Annotated in this window: 11 protein-coding genes; all 11 read left to right on the forward strand. The window is 70.1% G+C overall.

Going from position 1 to position 18093, the window contains the following annotated elements:
• Position 1 precedes the first annotated feature (1 nt).
• Genes T333_RS27320 through T333_RS27370 form a run of 11 tightly spaced genes read left to right on the forward strand, consistent with a single transcriptional unit; the run spans position 2 to position 18072 of the window.
• A complete protein-coding gene (locus tag T333_RS27320) occupies positions 2 to 5938 on the forward strand; it encodes an aminotransferase class III-fold pyridoxal phosphate-dependent enzyme (RefSeq protein WP_357246896.1) in 5937 nt (1978 codons plus the stop codon).
• Positions 5935 to 6780, forward strand: a complete 846-nt coding sequence (locus tag T333_RS27325) for a nucleoside/nucleotide kinase family protein (RefSeq protein ID WP_355003501.1) — start codon at positions 5935 to 5937, stop codon at positions 6778 to 6780. The genes T333_RS27320 and T333_RS27325 overlap by 4 nt, the downstream gene beginning before the upstream one ends.
• Positions 6777 to 7028, forward strand: a complete 252-nt coding sequence (locus T333_RS27330; RefSeq protein WP_496426289.1) for an acyl carrier protein — start codon at positions 6777 to 6779, stop codon at positions 7026 to 7028. Before T333_RS27325 ends, T333_RS27330 begins: the two co-directional genes overlap by 4 nt.
• On the forward strand, positions 7025 to 8746 hold the full coding sequence (locus T333_RS27335) for a fatty acyl-AMP ligase (protein ID WP_357246893.1): 1722 nt from the start codon (positions 7025 to 7027) through the stop codon (positions 8744 to 8746). Before T333_RS27330 ends, T333_RS27335 begins: the two co-directional genes overlap by 4 nt.
• Positions 8743 to 10128 (forward strand): cytochrome P450, encoded by a 1386-nt coding sequence (locus T333_RS27340; protein WP_357246891.1) that lies wholly within the window; start codon positions 8743 to 8745, stop codon positions 10126 to 10128. The genes T333_RS27335 and T333_RS27340 overlap by 4 nt, the downstream gene beginning before the upstream one ends.
• A gap of 43 nt (positions 10129 to 10171) precedes the next feature.
• Positions 10172 to 12907 carry a PEP/pyruvate-binding domain-containing protein gene (locus T333_RS27345; RefSeq protein ID WP_357246888.1) on the forward strand — a complete coding sequence of 912 codons (2736 nt, stop codon included), beginning with the start codon at positions 10172 to 10174 and terminating at the stop codon, positions 12905 to 12907.
• Complete coding sequence (locus tag T333_RS27350) at positions 12908 to 14212, forward strand: aminotransferase class I/II-fold pyridoxal phosphate-dependent enzyme (protein ID WP_355003506.1); 1305 nt, start codon at positions 12908 to 12910, stop codon at positions 14210 to 14212.
• Positions 14209 to 15609: a nucleotidyltransferase domain-containing protein gene (locus T333_RS27355; RefSeq protein WP_496426290.1), complete on the forward strand. Its 1401-nt coding sequence runs from the start codon at positions 14209 to 14211 to the stop codon at positions 15607 to 15609. Before T333_RS27350 ends, T333_RS27355 begins: the two co-directional genes overlap by 4 nt.
• Positions 15606 to 16343, forward strand: coding sequence for an HAD family hydrolase (locus T333_RS27360; RefSeq protein WP_496426291.1), 738 nt, complete (start codon positions 15606 to 15608; stop codon positions 16341 to 16343). Before T333_RS27355 ends, T333_RS27360 begins: the two co-directional genes overlap by 4 nt.
• On the forward strand, positions 16328 to 17281 hold the full coding sequence (locus tag T333_RS27365) for a diacylglycerol/lipid kinase family protein (protein WP_355003509.1): 954 nt from the start codon (positions 16328 to 16330) through the stop codon (positions 17279 to 17281). The genes T333_RS27360 and T333_RS27365 overlap by 16 nt, the downstream gene beginning before the upstream one ends.
• Positions 17278 to 18072, forward strand: coding sequence for an SDR family NAD(P)-dependent oxidoreductase (locus T333_RS27370; RefSeq protein ID WP_496426292.1), 795 nt, complete (start codon positions 17278 to 17280; stop codon positions 18070 to 18072). The genes T333_RS27365 and T333_RS27370 overlap by 4 nt, the downstream gene beginning before the upstream one ends.
• Positions 18073 to 18093: the final 21 nt, after the last annotated feature.

The following is an 18093-nucleotide window of genomic DNA, read 5'->3' on the forward strand; positions in this document are numbered from 1 at the left end:
CATGGCCCCGAGAGCGCAAGACCATGATGCCGCGGCGTCCGGCTCGGACGCCGCGGCGCAGCAACTGTTCGACGACTTCGCGCGGCACAACCGGCCCGGGCTGGCACGCTTGCTGCGCGCCTGCCACCTGGACGTGGTGTACGCCGGAGCCGAGGGCGACCATCTGATCCGAGCGGACGGTGCGCGCGTGCTCGATCTGGTCGGCGGCTTCGGCGCGGCACTGTTCGGGCACAACCATCCGGCACTGGTGCGGGTTGCCACGGCGCGGCTGAACCAGCACACGCCGTTCGTCTCGCAGGGCAGTGTCCGTCCCGGCGCCGCCCGGCTGGCCCATCGGCTTTCGGACCTGGTCGGGGCGAGCACCGGGGGCGAGTACGTCGTCACCTTCGGGTCCACCGGCGCCGACGCGGTCGAGGCCGCCGTCCGGCACGCCGCGGTCGCGCACAACCGCCGCCTCGCCGAGTTGCGCACCGAACTGCGACGGACGCTGCGTCGGCTGCGTCGCGACGGACTGCACGCGGTACGTCCGCTCCAAGGACGCACTTCCGATCCGGAACAAGAGGAAACACGCTCGGCCGCAGCGGTTCTCGAAGACTCACTGCGTGTGGTCGAGGAAGTCGCGCGGCGCGGTCCGGTGTACGTCTCGCTGGCCAACGCCTTCCACGGCAAGACGGCGGGCGCTTTCGCGCTCACCGAGCAGGCCGACACGCCCGCGGACCTGGTGGTGCCCGGCCCCGAACGGCGCAAGCTCGACACCTGGGCGCCGGACGAAATAGCGGCGGCCTTCGCGGACGAGCTGCGACCGATCGACCGGATCAGCGTGGACGCCGCCGGACGCCCGGTACTGTCCCGGACCTCCCTCTCGCCCATCGCCGCGGTCTTCGCCGAGCCCATCCAGGGCGAAGGCGGGGTGCGCGAGGTACCTGTCGCGACGCTGCGCGCGCTGCGCGAACTCGCCGACCGGCACACGGCCGCGCTGGTTTTCGACGAGATCCAATCCGGCATGGGCCGCACGGGCACCTTCTTGGCCTCGGCGCCGTCGGGGGTCGCCGCGGACTACTACCTGCTGTCCAAATCGCTGGGCGGCGGACTGGTGAAGATCTCGGCGCTACTGGTCGAGCGCGGGGGGTCGGTCTCGGACTTCGGCAGGTACCACACCTCGACCTTCGCCGACGACGACCTGTCCTGCGCGGTCGCCGAAGCCGCGTTGGACCTGTTGCGCGACAACCAGATCCGCATCTCCGATACCGGTGTGCGGCTGCGGTCCCGCTTGGAGGCGGTGGCGCGCCGCTGGCCGCGGGTGCTGGCGGGCGTGCGCGGGCGCGGGCTCCTCCAGGGCATCGAACTCGTCCCGCCCGCGACGGAATCGGCCCTGCTGCGGGAGATCTGCGAACCCGACATGTTCGGCTACGTGGTCGCGGGCTATCTGCTGCACACCCACCGCATTCGGATGCTGCCGACGCTGTCCGCGCCGACCACGCTGCGCATCCAGCCTTCGGCGTTCCTCGCCGAAGCGGATCTGGCCCGGTTGGAGTCCGCGCTCGACGAACTCGCGGCCGTGCTGCAGCGCGGCGACATGGCCACGCTGCTCGCCCACCTCGCGGCACCGGTCACCACGAATTGGCAAGTGCCGGACAGCAAACCACTCACCGATCGGCACACCGCCGTGGTGGCGCGGGATTTCGGCGCACCCAATCGGGTGGCCTTCCTCGCCAACCTGCCCGAGGCGGCCGATCTGCGCCGATTCGCACCGGAGCTCGCCGAGTGGTCGGACGCGCAGTTCGCCGCGCTCTTCGAGCGACTGCGCGGTGTCGCCGAGCCCTTCGAGCTGACCAGGCAACTCGTCACCTCGCCCACCGGCGCCACGGTCGAGGTCTGCCTGATCGCGGTGCCGATCTCCGCGGAACAGATCATCGAATGCCAGCGCGCCGGGCACCGGGCCTGGCTGCGCGATCTGGTGCTCGACGCCGTCGAACAGGCGATCGCGCTGGGCGCCACGGTGATCGGTCTCGGCGGCTACACCTCCATCGTGACCAACGCCTCCCGCGACGTGGTGGAGGACTCCGTCACGGTGACCTCCGGCAATTCGCTCACCGCCGCCTCCGCCTACGAGGTGGTGCGCGGTGAACTGGCCCGGCTCGGTCCCGGGCGACGGCACGTCGGCATCCTCGGCGCGCTGGGCAATATCGGCGCGGTCATGGCGGAACTGCTTGCCCCGCACGCCGATTCGATCACGTTGGTGGGGCGTCCCGGCTCCGCGAGCCGACTGCGCCGCGTGGCGGACCAGCTCGGCGCGGGCGCGGTCGAGGTCAGCGAGGACCTCGCCGCGCTGCGGGACTGCGACGTCGTGCTCACCGCGACCAATTCCGCGACGCCGCTCGTCACCGCGGACCTGCTGGCGGCGGACCATCCGGTGCTGGTGTGCGATCTGGCGGTCCCCGGCGACGTGGATCCCACCGTCGCCGAGCGCCCGAACATCACCCTGGTCTCCGGCGGTCGCATGGCGCTGCCGCTCGGCCAGACACCTCCCTTCCCCGAAACCGGACTGCCCCCGGGCATCGTCTACGCCTGCATGGCCGAGACGGTGCTGCTCGGCTTCGAGCCCGACACCGCGAGCCCCTCGTACGGCGGGCTCACCGCCACGGGCGTGCACGCCGCGCGCGAACTGGCGGCTCGCCACGAGGTGCGCCCGGTTCTGCTTCCGACAGGAGCTTCCACCGTGTCCGACAACCCGACACTTGCGCCGATGTTCCTCGGCGCGGCGGATTTCGTCCCCGAACGAGCCGGCGGCAAGGCCGCCACCCTGCACGACCTGATCGTCGCGGGCTTCGAGGTGCCGCCGGGATTCGTGGTGCCCGCCGAACTCGACCTCGACGCGATCGGCGACGACGACCTCACCCGCTGGGTGCAGGCGCTGGGCGGATTCCCGGTCGCCGCGCGTTCCAGCGGCGTGCTCGAAGACCTCGACGATGCCAGCTTCGCCGGGCAGTACGAGTCCTACCTGGACATCACCGACATCTCGGCGCTGCGCGACTACATCGGGCAGTGCCGCGCCTCGGTCCACAACGACCGGGTGCGCACCTACCTCGCCAAGCACGGCTACACCGAGGCGAAAGCCACCGTGGCGGTGCTGGTGCAGCGAATGGTCGACGCGCGCTACGCCGGTGTGGGTTTCAGCATCGACGCGCTCACCGGCATCGAGGAACACGCGGTCGTCGAATGCTGCGTGGGTCTCGGCGAACGACTGGTCTCGGGCCAGCTGACGCCGACCCGGTACACGCTGCGGCTGTTCGACGGCACCGTCGTCGAGCGGGACGCGGGCGGTGAGGACGTGGAACTCGCGCCGACCGACACCACGGGACTCGCCGCGCTGATGCTGGCCGTGCAGGCGCACCGGCACCGTCCGCAGGACATCGAGTGGGCGATCGACGGTGCGGGCAAGCTGTGGCTGCTCCAGGCCAGGGCCATCACAGCGATCACCTGGCGCACCGACATCGACCAGTTCTCCGACGCGGATTTGCGCGACGGCGGTGTCTCGGCGCGTGTCTGCACACCGATGATGTTCTCGTTGTACGACAACGCCTTCCAGCATTCGATGCAGCGGTTCTTCGAGCGGCTGAAGCTCGCCGACCCCGGTGTGGAACGGGACTGGATGGCCATGTACTACGGCCGCGCCTACTGGAATGTCAGCGCGGTGAAGAACTGCTTCTTCAAGATCCCCGGCTTCGATGAGCAGCACTTCGACGACGACCTCGGCGTGCTCAACGAATACGGGCCCGAGGGTCCGCACCGCACCCCGAGCAATGCCAAGACCATCGCCAAGGCGCTGCCGGCGGCGCTGGCCGTCCAGCAGAGCTATCGCGACCAGCTGGCCGCGGTGGACGCCTTCGCGGCGGAATGGCCCGCGAAACACGCGCTCTGGCGGGAACGGGTCGCCGGCCTGGCGCAGACCGACGAGGCCACCTTCGCCGCCGACCTGACCGACTGCCTGCTGACCTTCCACGCCGGCACCGAACGCACCTACTTCACCACCATCTACAACAACTCGAGCGTGCAGACCGACTTCAAGCAGCTGCTCGACAAGGTCGACGCCGCCACGCAGGGATCGACCTCGGCCATCGACCTGATGGGCGGACTGGCCGAGATCAGCCACATGCAGTTGCAGCGCGGCATCGTCGAATTGCACCGCGTGGCAACCGAACACGGGCTCGACAGCGCCGCGTGGGACACGGCGCTCGCCGAATTCGTCGCCGAGCAGGGCTTCCACGCCGACGCCGAGCTTGATCTGACCTGCCCGCGCTGGTCCGAGGCGCCCGACCGGGTGCGCTCGATGATCGCGGTCATGCTCCAGCACGGCACCGCGCCCGCGGATCCCGACGTGACACAGGTGGAGCAGCGCAAACGCTACGAGGCCGAGCTCGCCGCACTGCGGACCAGGGTGCGGTCCAAGCCGCTGACCCGGGTGAAGTACGCCAAGGCGATCGACAAGCACGTCGACCGGATCCGGCGCTATCTGGTCGCGCGCGAACGGATGCGCGAGTTCTCCTCGCAGTGCTACGCGATCGTGCGGGCCTACGTGGTGGAAGCGGGCGTCCGGCTGGCCGCGGCGGGCACGCTCGAACACGCCGACGACGCGTTCCAGCTGAGCATCCACGAGTTGAGCGATCTGGTCGCGGGCCGCGTGGACATCGACGAGCTCGCGCCCCGAATCGCCTACCGCCGTGCGATGTACGCGGGATACCGGGATCTGACGCCGCCGCACGAACTCGGCGGCGGGGTCACCGTCGGGGCGGTCCGCGAGATCGGCGACGGCGACCTGACCGGGCTCGGTTGCAGCCCCGGCGTCGCCGAGGGCACCGCGAGGGTGATCACCTCGCTGGCCGACATCGATCAGCTGCGCGAGGGCGACATTCTGGTCACCCGCTTCACCGATCCGGGCTGGACCCCGGCGCTCGGCCTGGTGGCGGCCGTCGTCACCGAGGTGGGCGGCATGCTCTCGCACGCCGCCGTCATCGGGCGCGAATACGGGATTCCGGCGGTGCTGAACGTCGCGGGCGCGACGAGCGCGGTGCGGTCGGGTCAGCGCATCCGGGTCGACGGCAGCGCGGGCGTGATCAGCGTGCTCGACGCGGCGACGGATACTGGTGCGGGCGAAAGTGGCGGGACGGTCGCCCCGGCAACCGCGAGCGCCGAAAATGCCAGCGGCACAGCCGAATTCGACCGATCCGCAGCCGCGGCAACGTCGACCACCCCCTCCGAAGAACCACTCCGCCCGGCGCCCCCGCGCCCGGCGCCTAGAAGGGATGAACCACTGACCGCACGCAAACGCCTGATCTGCATCGCGGGGGGCGACGGGTCGGGCAAGACCACGCAGGTGGCGCGGATCGCCGCCGAGTTCGAGGCCCAGGGACAGAGCGTCGCCGCGGTCACGATCTGGGACGCCTTCCTGGATCCGAAGGTCTCCTCGAAGCTGCCGTGGCAGAGCCCGTCCGAGATCTACGGCTACCTGAAGCTGCTCACGCCGTTGAGCCGCGCGCACTTCCTGTTCCACGCCATGCAGCTGTCCTTCGATCTGGCCGCCGCGCGCGGCGTGGACATCGTGCTGGCCAACGCCTACTGGTACAAGTACTACGCCACCGAGGTCGCGCACGGCGGTGATCCCGCGGTGTTGCGTCAGCTCACGGCGGGTTTCCCGGAGCCCGACCGCACCTTCTATCTGACGGTGAGCCCGCAGGACGCGTTGGGGCGCAAGCAGTTGCGCAGCGATTACGAGAGCGGTTACGGCGACGAGAAGGCGTTCCTGGACTTCCAGCAGCGCAGCCACGAGGCGCTGGAATCGCTGTCCGAGGAGCTGGGCTGGGTGCGCTTGGACGGCACCGCCGCGCCCGCCGAGATCACCAAGGCCGTGCTGGCCCAGCTGCGGGAGGACGACCGATGACCCGCCGCGTCGCCATCGTCGGCATCGACGGCGCGGGCAAGTCCTCGGTCATGGCGCGGTTGCGCGAGCTGGCCCCGGCCGGGGATCACGTCTCGTTCGCCTCCATGACCTGCCCGGACTTCCACAACACCCGCGACGTTCCGCTCACCGATCTGTCCAAGCAGCTCAGGGCATTCAGCGTCGGCTGTGACGAGATCTCCAGCCTGGAGATGAAAGCCACCGCCATGTACCTGCAGATGACTCTGTTCGGTCCGGTGGAGCGGCACTTCCTCGACACCTGGGCGCCGGATGTCCTTGTCTTCGAACGGCATCCACTGATCGAGCTGCTGGTCTACGGCCCGCTCTACGTGGCGCTCGCGCGCCCGGAGTGGAACGGCCACGATCGCGAGGCCGAGATCGCCGAGGTGCTCGAACGGCACCGGCCGGGCACCTTCGACGACATTCTGGCCTGGCAGCGCTCCGAGTCCACCCGGCTCGGCAGCGCACCCGACATCTGGCTGCTGCTCTCCGAGATCGCCGACTTGGTCGGCCGCGACATCACCAGCTCGGTCGCGGGTTTCGCCGCCCGCTTCCGCACCACGCTGCCCGACGCCGTGCTGTGGCTCGACGTCCCGCCCGCGCAGGCGGCGGCCCGTTGTGCTGAACGATCCGGCGACGGCCCGACGGAGGCGCACGAGACCGCGGAGCGCCTCGCCGCCCTGCGCGACGGCTACCTGCGGGTGCGCGACACCCTGGCCGCCGCCTACCCGGAGGTCGGCTTCCATCGCATCGACACCGGCGACGGCGTCGATCTGGACGAGTCCGTCCGCGCCTGCGTCACGGAAGGAAAACTTTTCGGATGAGTGCACAAACCCGTTCCACCGCCGAGATCGAGGCGCGCGTCCGCGTCATCGTCGGTGAGGTGCTGTGGGTCGCGGCCGACGACATCGACACGGGCACGCAGCTGATCGACTACGGGCTCGACTCGCCGACCGCCATCGAGCTGACCATTCAGCTGGAACAGGCGTTCGCCATCGAGATCCCCGAAGACGTGGCGGCACAGTTGAATACGGTCGCCGAGATCGTCGAGTACGTGCGGGGCGAGTCGTGAACGCGCGCCTGGCGCCGCGGCATCCGAGCCTCGTGCACGCGCTGCTCGCGAACGCCGAACGCGGAACCGACGGCCCGTCCACGATCTTCGTGCCGGAACGCGGCACGGACGGCGAATTCTCCTGGCGGCACGATGATCTCGCGCTGGCGGCTGGACGCGCCGCGGCCGCGCTGTCCGACGCCGGGGTACGCCCCGGCGATCGGGTGGTGCTGTCGCTGCCCACCTCCCCCGAGTTCGTCACCGCGTTCTTCGGCGCGCTGCTGCTCGGTGCCGTGCCGACGGCGGTGGCGACGCCGGGCGGATTCGGTTCGGCGGAGCTGTTCTACGAGAAGTTCCACCGGCTGATCGGCTACCTCGAGCCGAAGGTGGTCGTCGCCACCGCGACCGTGCTTGCGGCGGCGGAACTCCCGTCGGGGCTGACCGGCCTCGACGGCGCGGCGCTGCACCGGCGCGCGGGCGATCCGGACGCGCCCGCGCTGCCGCCACGTCTCCCCGACCCCGGCGACCTGGCGTTCATCCAGGCCACCTCGGGCTCCACCGGGACGCCGAAGGGGGTGCAGATCACCCACGCCAATCTGGCCGCGAACTGCGAGCAGATCGCGCTGGCCGCGGCGATGGGACCGGGCGACACCTGGGTCGGCTGGCTGCCGCTGCACCACGACATGGGACTGATCGGCGGCTTCCTCACCCCCATGTTCCGCGGCATCGACGCGGTGCTCATGCCGCCGAGCCGGTTCCTGCGCAGCCCGGGCGACTGGCTGCGCGCGGTGAGCAAGTACCGCGGAACATTCACCGCCGCACCGAACTTCGCCTACGGCTACGCGGCGGCGCGGGTCACCGACGCCGAACTGGCCGGGGTGGACCTGTCGAGCTGGCGTTTCCTGTTCTGCGGCGCGGAGCCGATCCACCCGCCCACCGTGCAGCGCTTCGTCGATCGTTTCGGCGCGTGGGGACTGCCGTCGGACGCCCTGGTGCCCTGCTACGGCATGGCGGAAGCCTCGCTGGCCGTGACCGTAGCGCGCCCGCACGCGCCGGTCGCCTACGACTCGGTCTCCCGGCGAGGGCTGACCGGAGACGGTGTGGCACTGGATGTTTCGGCGGGCGATCCCGACGAGTTGCAGATCGTGGACTGCGGCGCGCCGGTGCTCGGCACCGAGGTCCGGATCGTCGACGGCGACGGCGTACCCTGCGGGGAGGATACGGTCGGGAGCATTCAGTTCCGCGGTCCGTCGACGACCGTCGGCTACTTCCGGCTCCCCGAGGCGACGGCCTCGGCGCTGTCCGACGGCTGGTGGGACACCGGCGATATCGGCTATCTGCGGGCGGGCAGGCTGCGCATCACCGGCAGGCAGAAGGACCTGATCATCATCCGCGGCGCGAACTACCTCCCGACCGATTTCGAGATCGCGGCCGAACAGGTGGACGGCGTGCGGCTCGGCGGAGTCGCGGCGGTCGGCCACGCGGATGCCGCTGGCCTGTCGGAGGAACTGCACCTCGTGGTCGAAACCGCCGTCGCCACAGACGAACACGAGGCGCTGCGGCGCGCGGTGCGGGTCGCGGTGAGCAAACGCACCGGCGTGCTGGCCGCCGATGTCCATGTGGTGGCGCCGCGCAGCATTCCCAAGACCACCAGCGGGAAGGTGCAGCGCGCCGAAGTACGTCGCCTGTTCGTCGAGCGACCCGCGCCGGAACTCGTCGACGCGGGAGGTGCGGTATGACGGCTCGTGCGCTCGCCGGTCCCGCGCTGCGGCATCCGCTCGGCGCCTACCTCGACTACCGCGCCGACCCGCTCACGCTGTTCTACGAGCAGGCCGTCGCGCACGGCGGCAGCGTCCGGCTGCGGCTGGTCCATCAGCAACTGCACCTGCTGGTGAATCCCGACCACATCAACCAGGTGCTGGTGACCAACGCGGCCAAGTACGCCAAGGGCATCAGTTACCAGAGCCTGAACTATCTGCTCGGCCCTGGCCTGCTGACCAGCGGCGGCGAACTCTGGAAACGCCAGCGCGCGTTGATCAAACCGGCATTCGCGCGCAGGCACGTCGACACCGAGATCCCGCTGATGATCGCGTGCGGGCAGCGGATGCTGGACCGGCTGGACAAGCGCGCCGCCGACGGCGCGGCGTTCGATCTGGTGCCCGAGGTGATGGGTTTCGCGGCGGATGTGGTGTGCCGCGCGACCATGGGCGCCGACATCGACGGTGTGCTGCCGCAGATCGAGGACGACGTGCGCGAGGGCGTCTCCTGGGTGATGCGGCACATGGCCGCGCCGATCCAGATCCCGCCGAACGTGCCCACCCCGGCCAACCGGCGCTTCCAAGGCGTGCTGAACCGCTTGCACCGGGTCGTCGACGACGTCGTCCAGGGACACCGCGCCGCCGCGTCCGGCGCGGCCGATTCGCTGCTCAGCCGCCTGCTCGTGGCTCGCGACGACGCGGGCCACGCGATGGACGACGAACAGCTGCGGCACGAGGTCCTGACCTTCCTGCTCGCCGGGCACGAGACCACCGGCGGCGCACTGGCCTGGACCATCTACGAGCTGTGCCGCAATCCCGCTGTGCTGGAACGGGTTCGGGCCGAGGTCGACGCGGCCCTCGGGACCGGAGACGTCGCGGGCGCGTTGCCCGCGCTGGAACTGACCGGCCGGGCCATCGACGAGTCGATGCGGCTGCACCCACCGGCGTGGGCGTTCAGCCGCACCGCTCTCGAGGCCGACAGCTTCGACAGCTTCGATGTGGAACCGGGCGCGATCGTGGTGATCAGCCCGTTCGTCAACCACCGATTCCCGGACTTCTGGGACTCCCCGTTGACCTTCGACCCGGACCGATTCACCAAGGAGCGCAACCGGGCTCGTTCGTCGTTCAGCTACTTCCCGTTCGGGTGGGGCGCGCACCTGTGCGTCGGCCAGCACATGGCGCTGACCGAGCTGCGCGTCGGTCTGGCGATGTTGCTGGCGCGGTACGACATCGAACTGGTCAACGGTCTGCGGGTGCGGGAGAACCCGGAGATCTCCAACACCCCCGATCCGGTGCTGGTGCGACTGACGCGGCGCGAACCGGTGGCCGCGACCACCGACAGCATGGCGGAGCCGGCCCGATGAGCGCACGCCCCCTTGCCCTTTCGATACGCAGAGGCACATACCTATGAAACCGACGAACACCGGCGCGGTGGTGCCCGCCGCGACGCTGGCCGCCCGGCCGGACGCGGCGCCGGAGCACACCGCGCGTTTCGGGGCCAAGGCCGCGAACCTCGGCCGCCTGCTGGCGGCCGGTCACCGGGTGCCGCCGTTCGCGGTGGTGACCACCGAGGCGTGCGCGGAGATCCTCGCACCCGTCACCGAGGGCATCGCCCAACTGCTGGAGACCCTGGACCACACCGACCCGGCGTCGCTGCGGTCGGTGTCGGCGGCGATCCGCGGCCTCATCCTCGGCCTCGCGCTGCCCGCCCAGACGGCGGCCGAACTCGACGCCGCGGTCGCGGAGTGGTCCGCCGACGTGCGGCTCGCGGTCCGTTCCTCGGTCAGCGGCGAGGACTCCGCTACGGATTCCTTCGCCGGGCAGCTCGATACCATCCTCAATGTGGCGCCGGACGGGGTGGCCCACGCCCTGCTGGAGGTGCTCGCTTCGGCCTATTCGGAGCGTTCGCTCTTCTATCGGGCGCATCGCGGCCTCGACAACGGCGGCGTCGAGTGCGCGGTCCTGGTTCAGGTGCTCGTGGACAGCGCGGTCGCCGGCGTGGTCTTCAGCTGCAATCCGCAGACCGGTGACCCGTCCGAATCGGTGGTCTCGGCGGCGTTGGGTCTCGGCGAAGGCGTGGTGGCGGGCACGGTGGAGTGCGACACCTACTTCGTCGACAACGCTTCGGGCGCCATCGTTTCCCGCAACGTCGTCGACAAGCGGAGCCGGGTCGTCGCCGAAGCCGGTTCCGGCACCGCCGTGGCGGAAATCGCCGGCGGCAGTGCCGATCCCGCGCTGACCGACGAACGGATTCTTCAGCTCACCCGTACCGCCGCCGCGCTCGCCGAAACCTTCGGCGCGCCACAGGACGTCGAGTGGGCCTATGACGCGGACGGCACGCTGTTCCTGTTGCAGGCCCGCCCGGTCACCGCGACGGGAGCCCGCGAGACCATCTTCGACAACGTCAATGTCGCCGAGTCCTACCCGGGACTGTCCAGCCCGCTGACGTTCTCGATCCTGCGCGCCGCCTACGAGCAGGTCTTCCGCGCCTGCCACCGGGATTTCGGCGCGACCGGGGCGATCGTGGACCGCAACGCGGCTAGTCTGTACCCGTATCTGGTCGGCACCGCGCACGGGCGGATCTACTACAACATCAGCAACTGGTACCGGCTGTTCCTGCAGATTCCCGGCATGGAGTTCGCGATCGAGGGCTGGGAGGCCGCCCTCAACATCGAGAACCGCTACCAACGCCCCGCCACACCGAAACGCGGTCTCGCCCAGCTGCGGATGTACGCGCTGCGGGTGCGGGTCTTCGCGATCATCGGTGCCGGTTGGCTGCGGCTGCCGCGCAGGCTGCGGGCGTTCTTCACCGAACTGGCCGCCTTCACCGCGGACCTCGACTACCGCCTCGACCCCGAAACGCCGGAGCGCGAACGCGATCCGGAGGCGCTGCTGCGGTGGATGGAGCGCTGCCTGCACGAGCTGGTGCCCGCGTACTCGGTGCAGATCTTCAACGACTTCCTCGCCCAGCAGCTGTTCCACGTCGTCGGGCTGCTGCTGGAACGCCAGGGGCTGGACGAGACCGAGGCGATCACGCTGCGCAACGAATTGTTCTGCGGCGAGGAAGGTGTCGACAGCGTCGACCCGGTGCGCTCGGCGCTCGCGTTGACCGCGACGATCCGCGACGACTCGGCCCTGCGCGAACTGTTCACCGGCCCGTTGGACGCGCCGACAGTGTGGAAGACATTGGCACAGCCCGAATTCACCGCCTTCCGCGCGGCCTGCCTGCGCCATATCGCTCTGTTCGGCGATCGCACCGTCGACGAGCTCAAGCTCGAGACCGACCCGCTCGGCGAGCACCCCGAGCGTCTGGTGCCGTTGTTGCGCAACTACCTGCGCGGCGGGCAGAACATCGACGAGATGGCGGCGCGCGAGAAGGCGATCCGCCGCGAAGCCGAGCGGACCGCGGCCACGCTGTTCCGCGACAGCTTCCCCCGGCGCCTCGCCTTCCGCCTCGCGCTGGGCCGCGCACGCGAGCACGTGAAGCAGCGCGAGAACATGCGATTGGGCCGCAGCCGTTCCTTCGGCTTGGTCAAGCGGGTGTTCCGGGAGTTCGGCAAGCAGATGCACGGCGCGGGCCTGCTCGACGATCCGCGCGACATCTTCTGGCTCACCTACGAGGAGATCGCGGCGCTGACCCGCGGCACCGCCGTCGACACCGACGCCGCCCGCACCGTCGCCACCCGCAAACGCGATCACGAGCGCTGGCGCGGCACCGAACTCCCCACCCGGATCGTCACCACCGGCATCGCCGCGGCGAGCATCGACGACCCCGCCTTCGACGCCTCGATTTCGGCAGTCGACGCGACGGCGCAGACCGTGCTGCGCGGCATCGGTTGCGCGCCGGGGCGTGTCGAGGCGCCCGCGCTGGTGCTCGGCACCCCGGATCCCGAAGTGGAGATCGACGGGCAGATCCTGGTCGCCGCGACCACCGATCCCGGCTGGGTCTTCCTCATGGTCGCCGCGGGCGGCCTGGTGAGCGAGAAGGGCAGTGTGCTCTCGCACACCGCCATCATCGGCCGCGAACTCGGCATTCCCACTGTCGTCGGCGTTCCCGGCGTCACCCGCCTTGTCGCGACCGGAGACCGCCTGGTGCTCGACGGACGCGCGGGCACCGCAACCATCGTGCACGAGGACAACTAAATGGGCGCCACTACTACCGCTACGACCGCCGGTCACGGCGAGAACTTCAGTCTCGAACACTATCTCGACCCCGCGGCGCACACCTTCGAGCAGCGCTTCGAGGAATTCCGGCCGTACGTCACGAACGCCAGGGGCAGCGGTTTCGTGCTGCGCGAGATCACCGGCCCGGCCGGGCCGGTCGTCCAGGTGCGCGACCCGGACGGCGGCGAGGTCCGGGAACTGATCATGCTCGGCTCCAACAACTATCTCGGGCTCGGCAGCGAGCCGGAGATCATCGAGGCCGCGGTCGCCGCGACCAGGGAGTTCGGCGTGGGATGCGGTGGACCGCCGTTGCTCAACGGCACCACCTCGCTGCACCGGCGGCTGGAGGAGCGCCTGGCGGAGACCAAGGGCTGCGAGTCGGCGATGGTGTTCTCCTCCGGCTACGCGGCGAACGTCGGCTGGGTGACCGGCCTGCTGCGCAACGGCGACACCCTGCTCTACGACGAGCAGAGCCACGCCAGCCTCTACGACGGCATCCAGCTGGGACGCGTCCGATCGATGGCCTTCCAGCACAACGATCTGCGCCACCTGCGGCACCGCCTGATGCAGGTGCGCTGGCGCAATCCTGGCGCGAACATCGTGGTCGCGGTCGAGGGCGTCTACTCCATGGACGGCGACATCGCCCCGCTGCCGGAGATCCGCGCGCTGTGCGATTCGTTCGGCGCCTGGCTGGCCATCGACGACGCGCACGGCACCGGCGTGCTCGGCGCGAAAGGCCACGGCACCGCCGAGCACTTCGGTCTCGGCGACGGGTCGGTGGAGCTGTACATGGGCACCTTCTCGAAGGTGTTCGCCACCACCGGCGGCTTTGTCGCCGGGTCCAAGGACCTGGTCGACACGCTGCGCTTCTTCGCACGCTCCTACATGTTCTCGGCGTCGCTGTCGCCCGCGGTGGTCGCGGCGGTGCTCGCCTCGATCGATTTCATCGACGCCCATCCCGAGCGGGTCGCCCAATTGCACGACAACACCGCCTATTTCGCGCGGGAATTGCGCCGGATGGGTTTCGCGGTGGATCCGCAGACGGCGATCATCCCGATTCTGGTGCCGCAGCGCCTGGCCGTCGCCGAGGTGGTCGCCGCGCTGCACCGGGCGGGCGTCTTCGTCAACGGCGTCGAATTCCCCGCGGTGCCGAGGGAGCAGCAGCGGTTGCGGGTCTCGATGATGGCCACCCTGACTCGCGATCAGCTCGACTTCGCGCTCGAACAGATCTCGACCGTCGCCAGAAGCTTCGGTTTTCATCCAGAACAGGAGGGTGCGGCATGACCGGAACCGAGATCGCCGCGGGCGGCACCGCCGTCGAACGGCTACTGGTGCACGCGGCACTGGCCGCACCGAGCGCCGACGAGCGCGCCGAGATGGCCAAGCTGGCCCACGACGTCACCGATTGGGCCGAGTTCTTCGCGCTGGCGAAGGTCAACGCGACAGTGCCGCTCGTACAGCGCAGGTTGGAGGCCGAGGAACTCTACGAACTCGTGCCGGACGCGATCCGCGCCGAGTTCGCCGCCGTCACCGACCACATCGCCGCCGTCAACGAGCGCAGGCTGGCCGGGGCACTGGAGTTGTTGCGCCGCTTCGACGCACGCGGCGTGCGGTGCGTGGTGCTCAAGGGGATGCTCTTCTCGACCGAGATCTACGGCGACCCGCGCTACAAGCGGATGAACGACCTGGACATCCTGATCGAGCTGGATCAAGTCGACACCGCCATCGAGATCTACCGGGAGCTGGGGCTTTTCGCCACCTCCGAGCTGCTCGGCAAGGCCCCGAAGATGCGGTCCGAGCGCTCGCACCATCTGCCCTCGTTCGTCTCGCGCGACGGCGCGCTGGTGGTCGGCACGCACTGGGGACTGATCACGCCGCTGGCCCCGTACACGATCGATTACGCCGCCATCTGGGATCGGGTGCGCCGCATCGACTTCTACGGTGTGCCCGCCTGGGCCATGGCGCACGAGGACAACCTGCACCACCTCGGCGTGCACCTGCCGTACTACAAGACCGGCGTGCGCGAACTCGGCGATCTGTGGAACCTCGCCCGTTACGCCACCGATCTCGACTACGACCTGCTCGCGGGCGAGATCGCGAAGGCGGGCACCGAAAGCCTGATGTACCACGCGCTCTCACTGAGCCACCGGCTGGTGCCGAACCCGGCGTTCGCCACCCTCGTCGACCGGGTGCGGCCGAGGATCAACCGCTTCACCCGCTACGACACCGCGCGCAAGACCGCCGACATCCACGCGCTGCTGCGCAGCCGCTCCACGCACACCTCGCGGATCGAGAAGGCCTACACCGAATTCAACATGACGGCGCAGGCGCACGAGAAGCGCGCCAGCTTCGGGCGGCTGTGGTCGGATCTGCTGCTGGTGCCCGCCGACGAGGCGGAGCGCATGAGTTCGCTGCGCGAGCCCAAGGCGCTCGCGGCACTCGGCGCGCGGGTGTCCGCCCCCTACCGGCTGACCCGGGTGTTCCAGCGCGATCTCGGCCGCTGGCTGTTCCCCGCGGCGCTGGCCAAGACGGTCGTCGACCTCGGGGCGGCCTACGGTGCGGAGCTCGCGCAGCGCGCGGGCCTGCGGACGGCCACCGCCCGGCCCGGGGTCGACGAGTACGCCGCGGAACTCGGGCTGACCCGCGCCGACCTGCAAGCCGTGCTGGACAGTCAGGAATGACCGGGGCACACCGCACCGTGCTGTGGGACCTGGACGGCACCTTGGTCGGCCTGCGCAGGCGCGGCTTCAAGACGCTGATGCCGCTCACGGCGGCGCTGGCCTTCCGCGACCTGACGCCGCCGCACCGGTTCCTCCGGGTGCTCTCCGGTGTCCTTCCGGAGGTGCGTCGCAACGAAACCGACCGCACCAATACCGAATTCATGGTCGACCTGCTCGCGGATCGGCTGGACATCGGACGCGAGCGGGTGGACGAGCGGCTACGGCGGCTGGCCGAGCACGATTTCGTCCGGCTGCGCCGCTGTTTCCCGGCGCTGCCCGAGGCGGTGTCGACGGTGCGCGAGCTGCGCGAGGCGGGCGTCCCGCAGATCGTCGCCACCAATCCGCTCTGGCCGCTGAGCACCGCGACCACCCGATTGCGCTGGGGCGGCCACGATCCCGGCGTCTTCGAGTTCATCACCAGCGGGGAGAGCATGCGCCGGTCGAAGCCGCGCGTGGAGTTCTACAGCGAGCTGCTGGACCGGCTCGGCCTCGCGGCGCGGGACTGCGTGATGATCGGCAACGACGCCGCCAACGACGCGCCCGCCGCCCGGATCGGTATCCCGGTCTTCCTGCTGGGTGTCGCGGAAACCGCTGTGCCGCAGGACTGTTCGCGGACCGGTCTGGTCACCACGGGAGATTGGACCCGGCTGCGCGTGTGGCTGGGCAACGAGGAGAAGTCATGCTCGTCATCTTGAATCCGCAATCCAACGCGGGGACCGCCCTGCGACGCTGGCAGCCGGTGGAACGTGCCCTGCGGGAACGTCATCCCGGCATGACCGTCGAACTGCCCGCCGATGCCGACCAAGCGGTGAAGCTGGTGCTCACCCACATCGAAACGGCCGACGGCGCGAAGCCGGAGGCGATCGTCGCGGCGGGCGGCGACGGCATGGTGAACCTGGTGCTCAACGCGATCATGGATCCGGAGACCGATCGGCCGCGCCGCGGCGCGGAGGAACTCGCGCTCGGCGCCATCGGACTCGGCAGCTCCAACGACTTCCACAAGCCGGTGCCGCCGTCGGCCCTCGTCGACGGCGTCGCGGTCCGGGTCGACGCGGCGCGCGCGGAGGCGGTCGACGTCGGCAAGGCGACGATGCTCCTGCCCGACGGCACCCGCGCGGTGCGCTACTTCCTGCTCAACGCGAGCATGGGACTGGTCGCGGCGGGCAACGATTCGTTCAACAACGCGACCGGCGCGCTGGCCTGGCTGAAGTCGCGAAACGTGGAGGCCGCCATCGTCGCCACCGCCCTGCGCAATATCGCCACCCACCGCCCGCTGCGTCTGGAGGTGCGCGGCACCGACTGGACGCACACCGCGCCGATCACCAATATCGGGGTGCTCAAGAGCGTGCACTTCGCGGGCGGCATGTACTACGACACCCCCGTCACCCGGACCGACGGCCGGTTCGACGTGAACATCTGGGCGGCCGCGGGACGACTGCGCGTCCTTGGCCTGATCGCCGGGCTGTACCGCGGCGCGTTCACCGGATCGCCGCTGGCGGTCTGTCATCGCGACACCGCCGTGGAGCTGCGGCCCGAACGGCCCGTCCCGCTGGAGCTGGACGGCGAGATCACCGTGGTCGAATCCGCGCGGCTGGAAGTGCTGCCGCGGGCGCTGAAGGTGTGTGCGGCATGAGCAAAGTCGTTTTGCTGACCGGCGCGGCCAACGGCATGGGTGCGGCGACGGCGGAGCATCTGGCGCGCGCGGGCTACACCGTGGAAGGTTCCGATCTCGTCGCCGGGCCGTCCCACGCGACCGTGGACGTCCGGGATACGGAGGCGGTGCGCGCCTGGGTGAAAGACGTGGTCGCGCGGCACGGCCGGATCGACGCCGTGGTCACCTTCGCCGCCTACGGCGTGGTCGGCTCGGTGGAGGAGACCGAACCGGACGAGGCAGCCGCCCTGTTCGACACCAATGTCCTCGGCACCCACCGGGTGGTGCGCGCGGTCATGCCGATCATGCGCGCGCAGGGCGGCGGCCGGGTGATCGTGGTCAGCTCCGGCGCGGGCGCGATCGCCGAGCCCTACGGCGGCTGGTACTCGGCCACGAAGGCCGCGGTGGAGCGGATCGGCGAGGCGATGCGGATGGAGGCGGCCGGGTTCGGCATCGCGGTGTCGGTGCTCGCGCCAGGGTGGACGGTGACTCCGATCATCGAATCGGCCGTGCGCGTGTCCGCGCCGCTGCCGGAATACGACGCCGATCGCCAGGCGGTGCTGGAACGGGTCAGCGGGTATCTGTCCGAGGGCCAACCGGCCGTCGCGGTCGCCAGGAAGGTGCACGACATCCTGAAGACCTCGCGGCCGCGCCAAACCTACTTGTGCGGCAACGATGTTCGACTGTCGTTCTGGACCCGCCGTCTGGTTCCGGGCCGGTTGTACGAACGGCTGGTCCTCGACTACTACGGACTCCCGCGCGCGCGGAGCTAGACCGTGTCACCCATGATCCGC

It is taken from the genome of Nocardia sp. CNS-044, assembly GCF_059570515.1.

Bases quoted from the DNA above. Each gene is read 5' to 3' on its own strand.
- T333_RS27365 (WP_355003509.1), top strand. From the start codon at position 16,328: ATGCTCGTCATCTTGAATCCGCAATCCAACGCGGGGACCGCCCTGCGA.
- T333_RS27370 (WP_496426292.1), top strand. From the start codon at position 17,278: ATGAGCAAAGTCGTTTTGCTGACCGGCGCGGCCAACGGCATGGGTGCG.
- T333_RS27320 (WP_357246896.1), top strand. From the start codon at position 2: ATGGCCCCGAGAGCGCAAGACCATGATGCCGCGGCGTCCGGCTCGGAC.
- T333_RS27360 (WP_496426291.1), top strand. From the start codon at position 15,606: ATGACCGGGGCACACCGCACCGTGCTGTGGGACCTGGACGGCACCTTG.
- T333_RS27340 (WP_357246891.1), top strand. From the start codon at position 8,743: ATGACGGCTCGTGCGCTCGCCGGTCCCGCGCTGCGGCATCCGCTCGGC.
- T333_RS27330 (WP_496426289.1), top strand. From the start codon at position 6,777: ATGAGTGCACAAACCCGTTCCACCGCCGAGATCGAGGCGCGCGTCCGC.
- T333_RS27355 (WP_496426290.1), top strand. From the start codon at position 14,209: ATGACCGGAACCGAGATCGCCGCGGGCGGCACCGCCGTCGAACGGCTA.
- T333_RS27325 (WP_355003501.1), top strand. From the start codon at position 5,935: ATGACCCGCCGCGTCGCCATCGTCGGCATCGACGGCGCGGGCAAGTCC.
- T333_RS27350 (WP_355003506.1), top strand. From the start codon at position 12,908: ATGGGCGCCACTACTACCGCTACGACCGCCGGTCACGGCGAGAACTTC.
- T333_RS27345 (WP_357246888.1), top strand. From the start codon at position 10,172: ATGAAACCGACGAACACCGGCGCGGTGGTGCCCGCCGCGACGCTGGCC.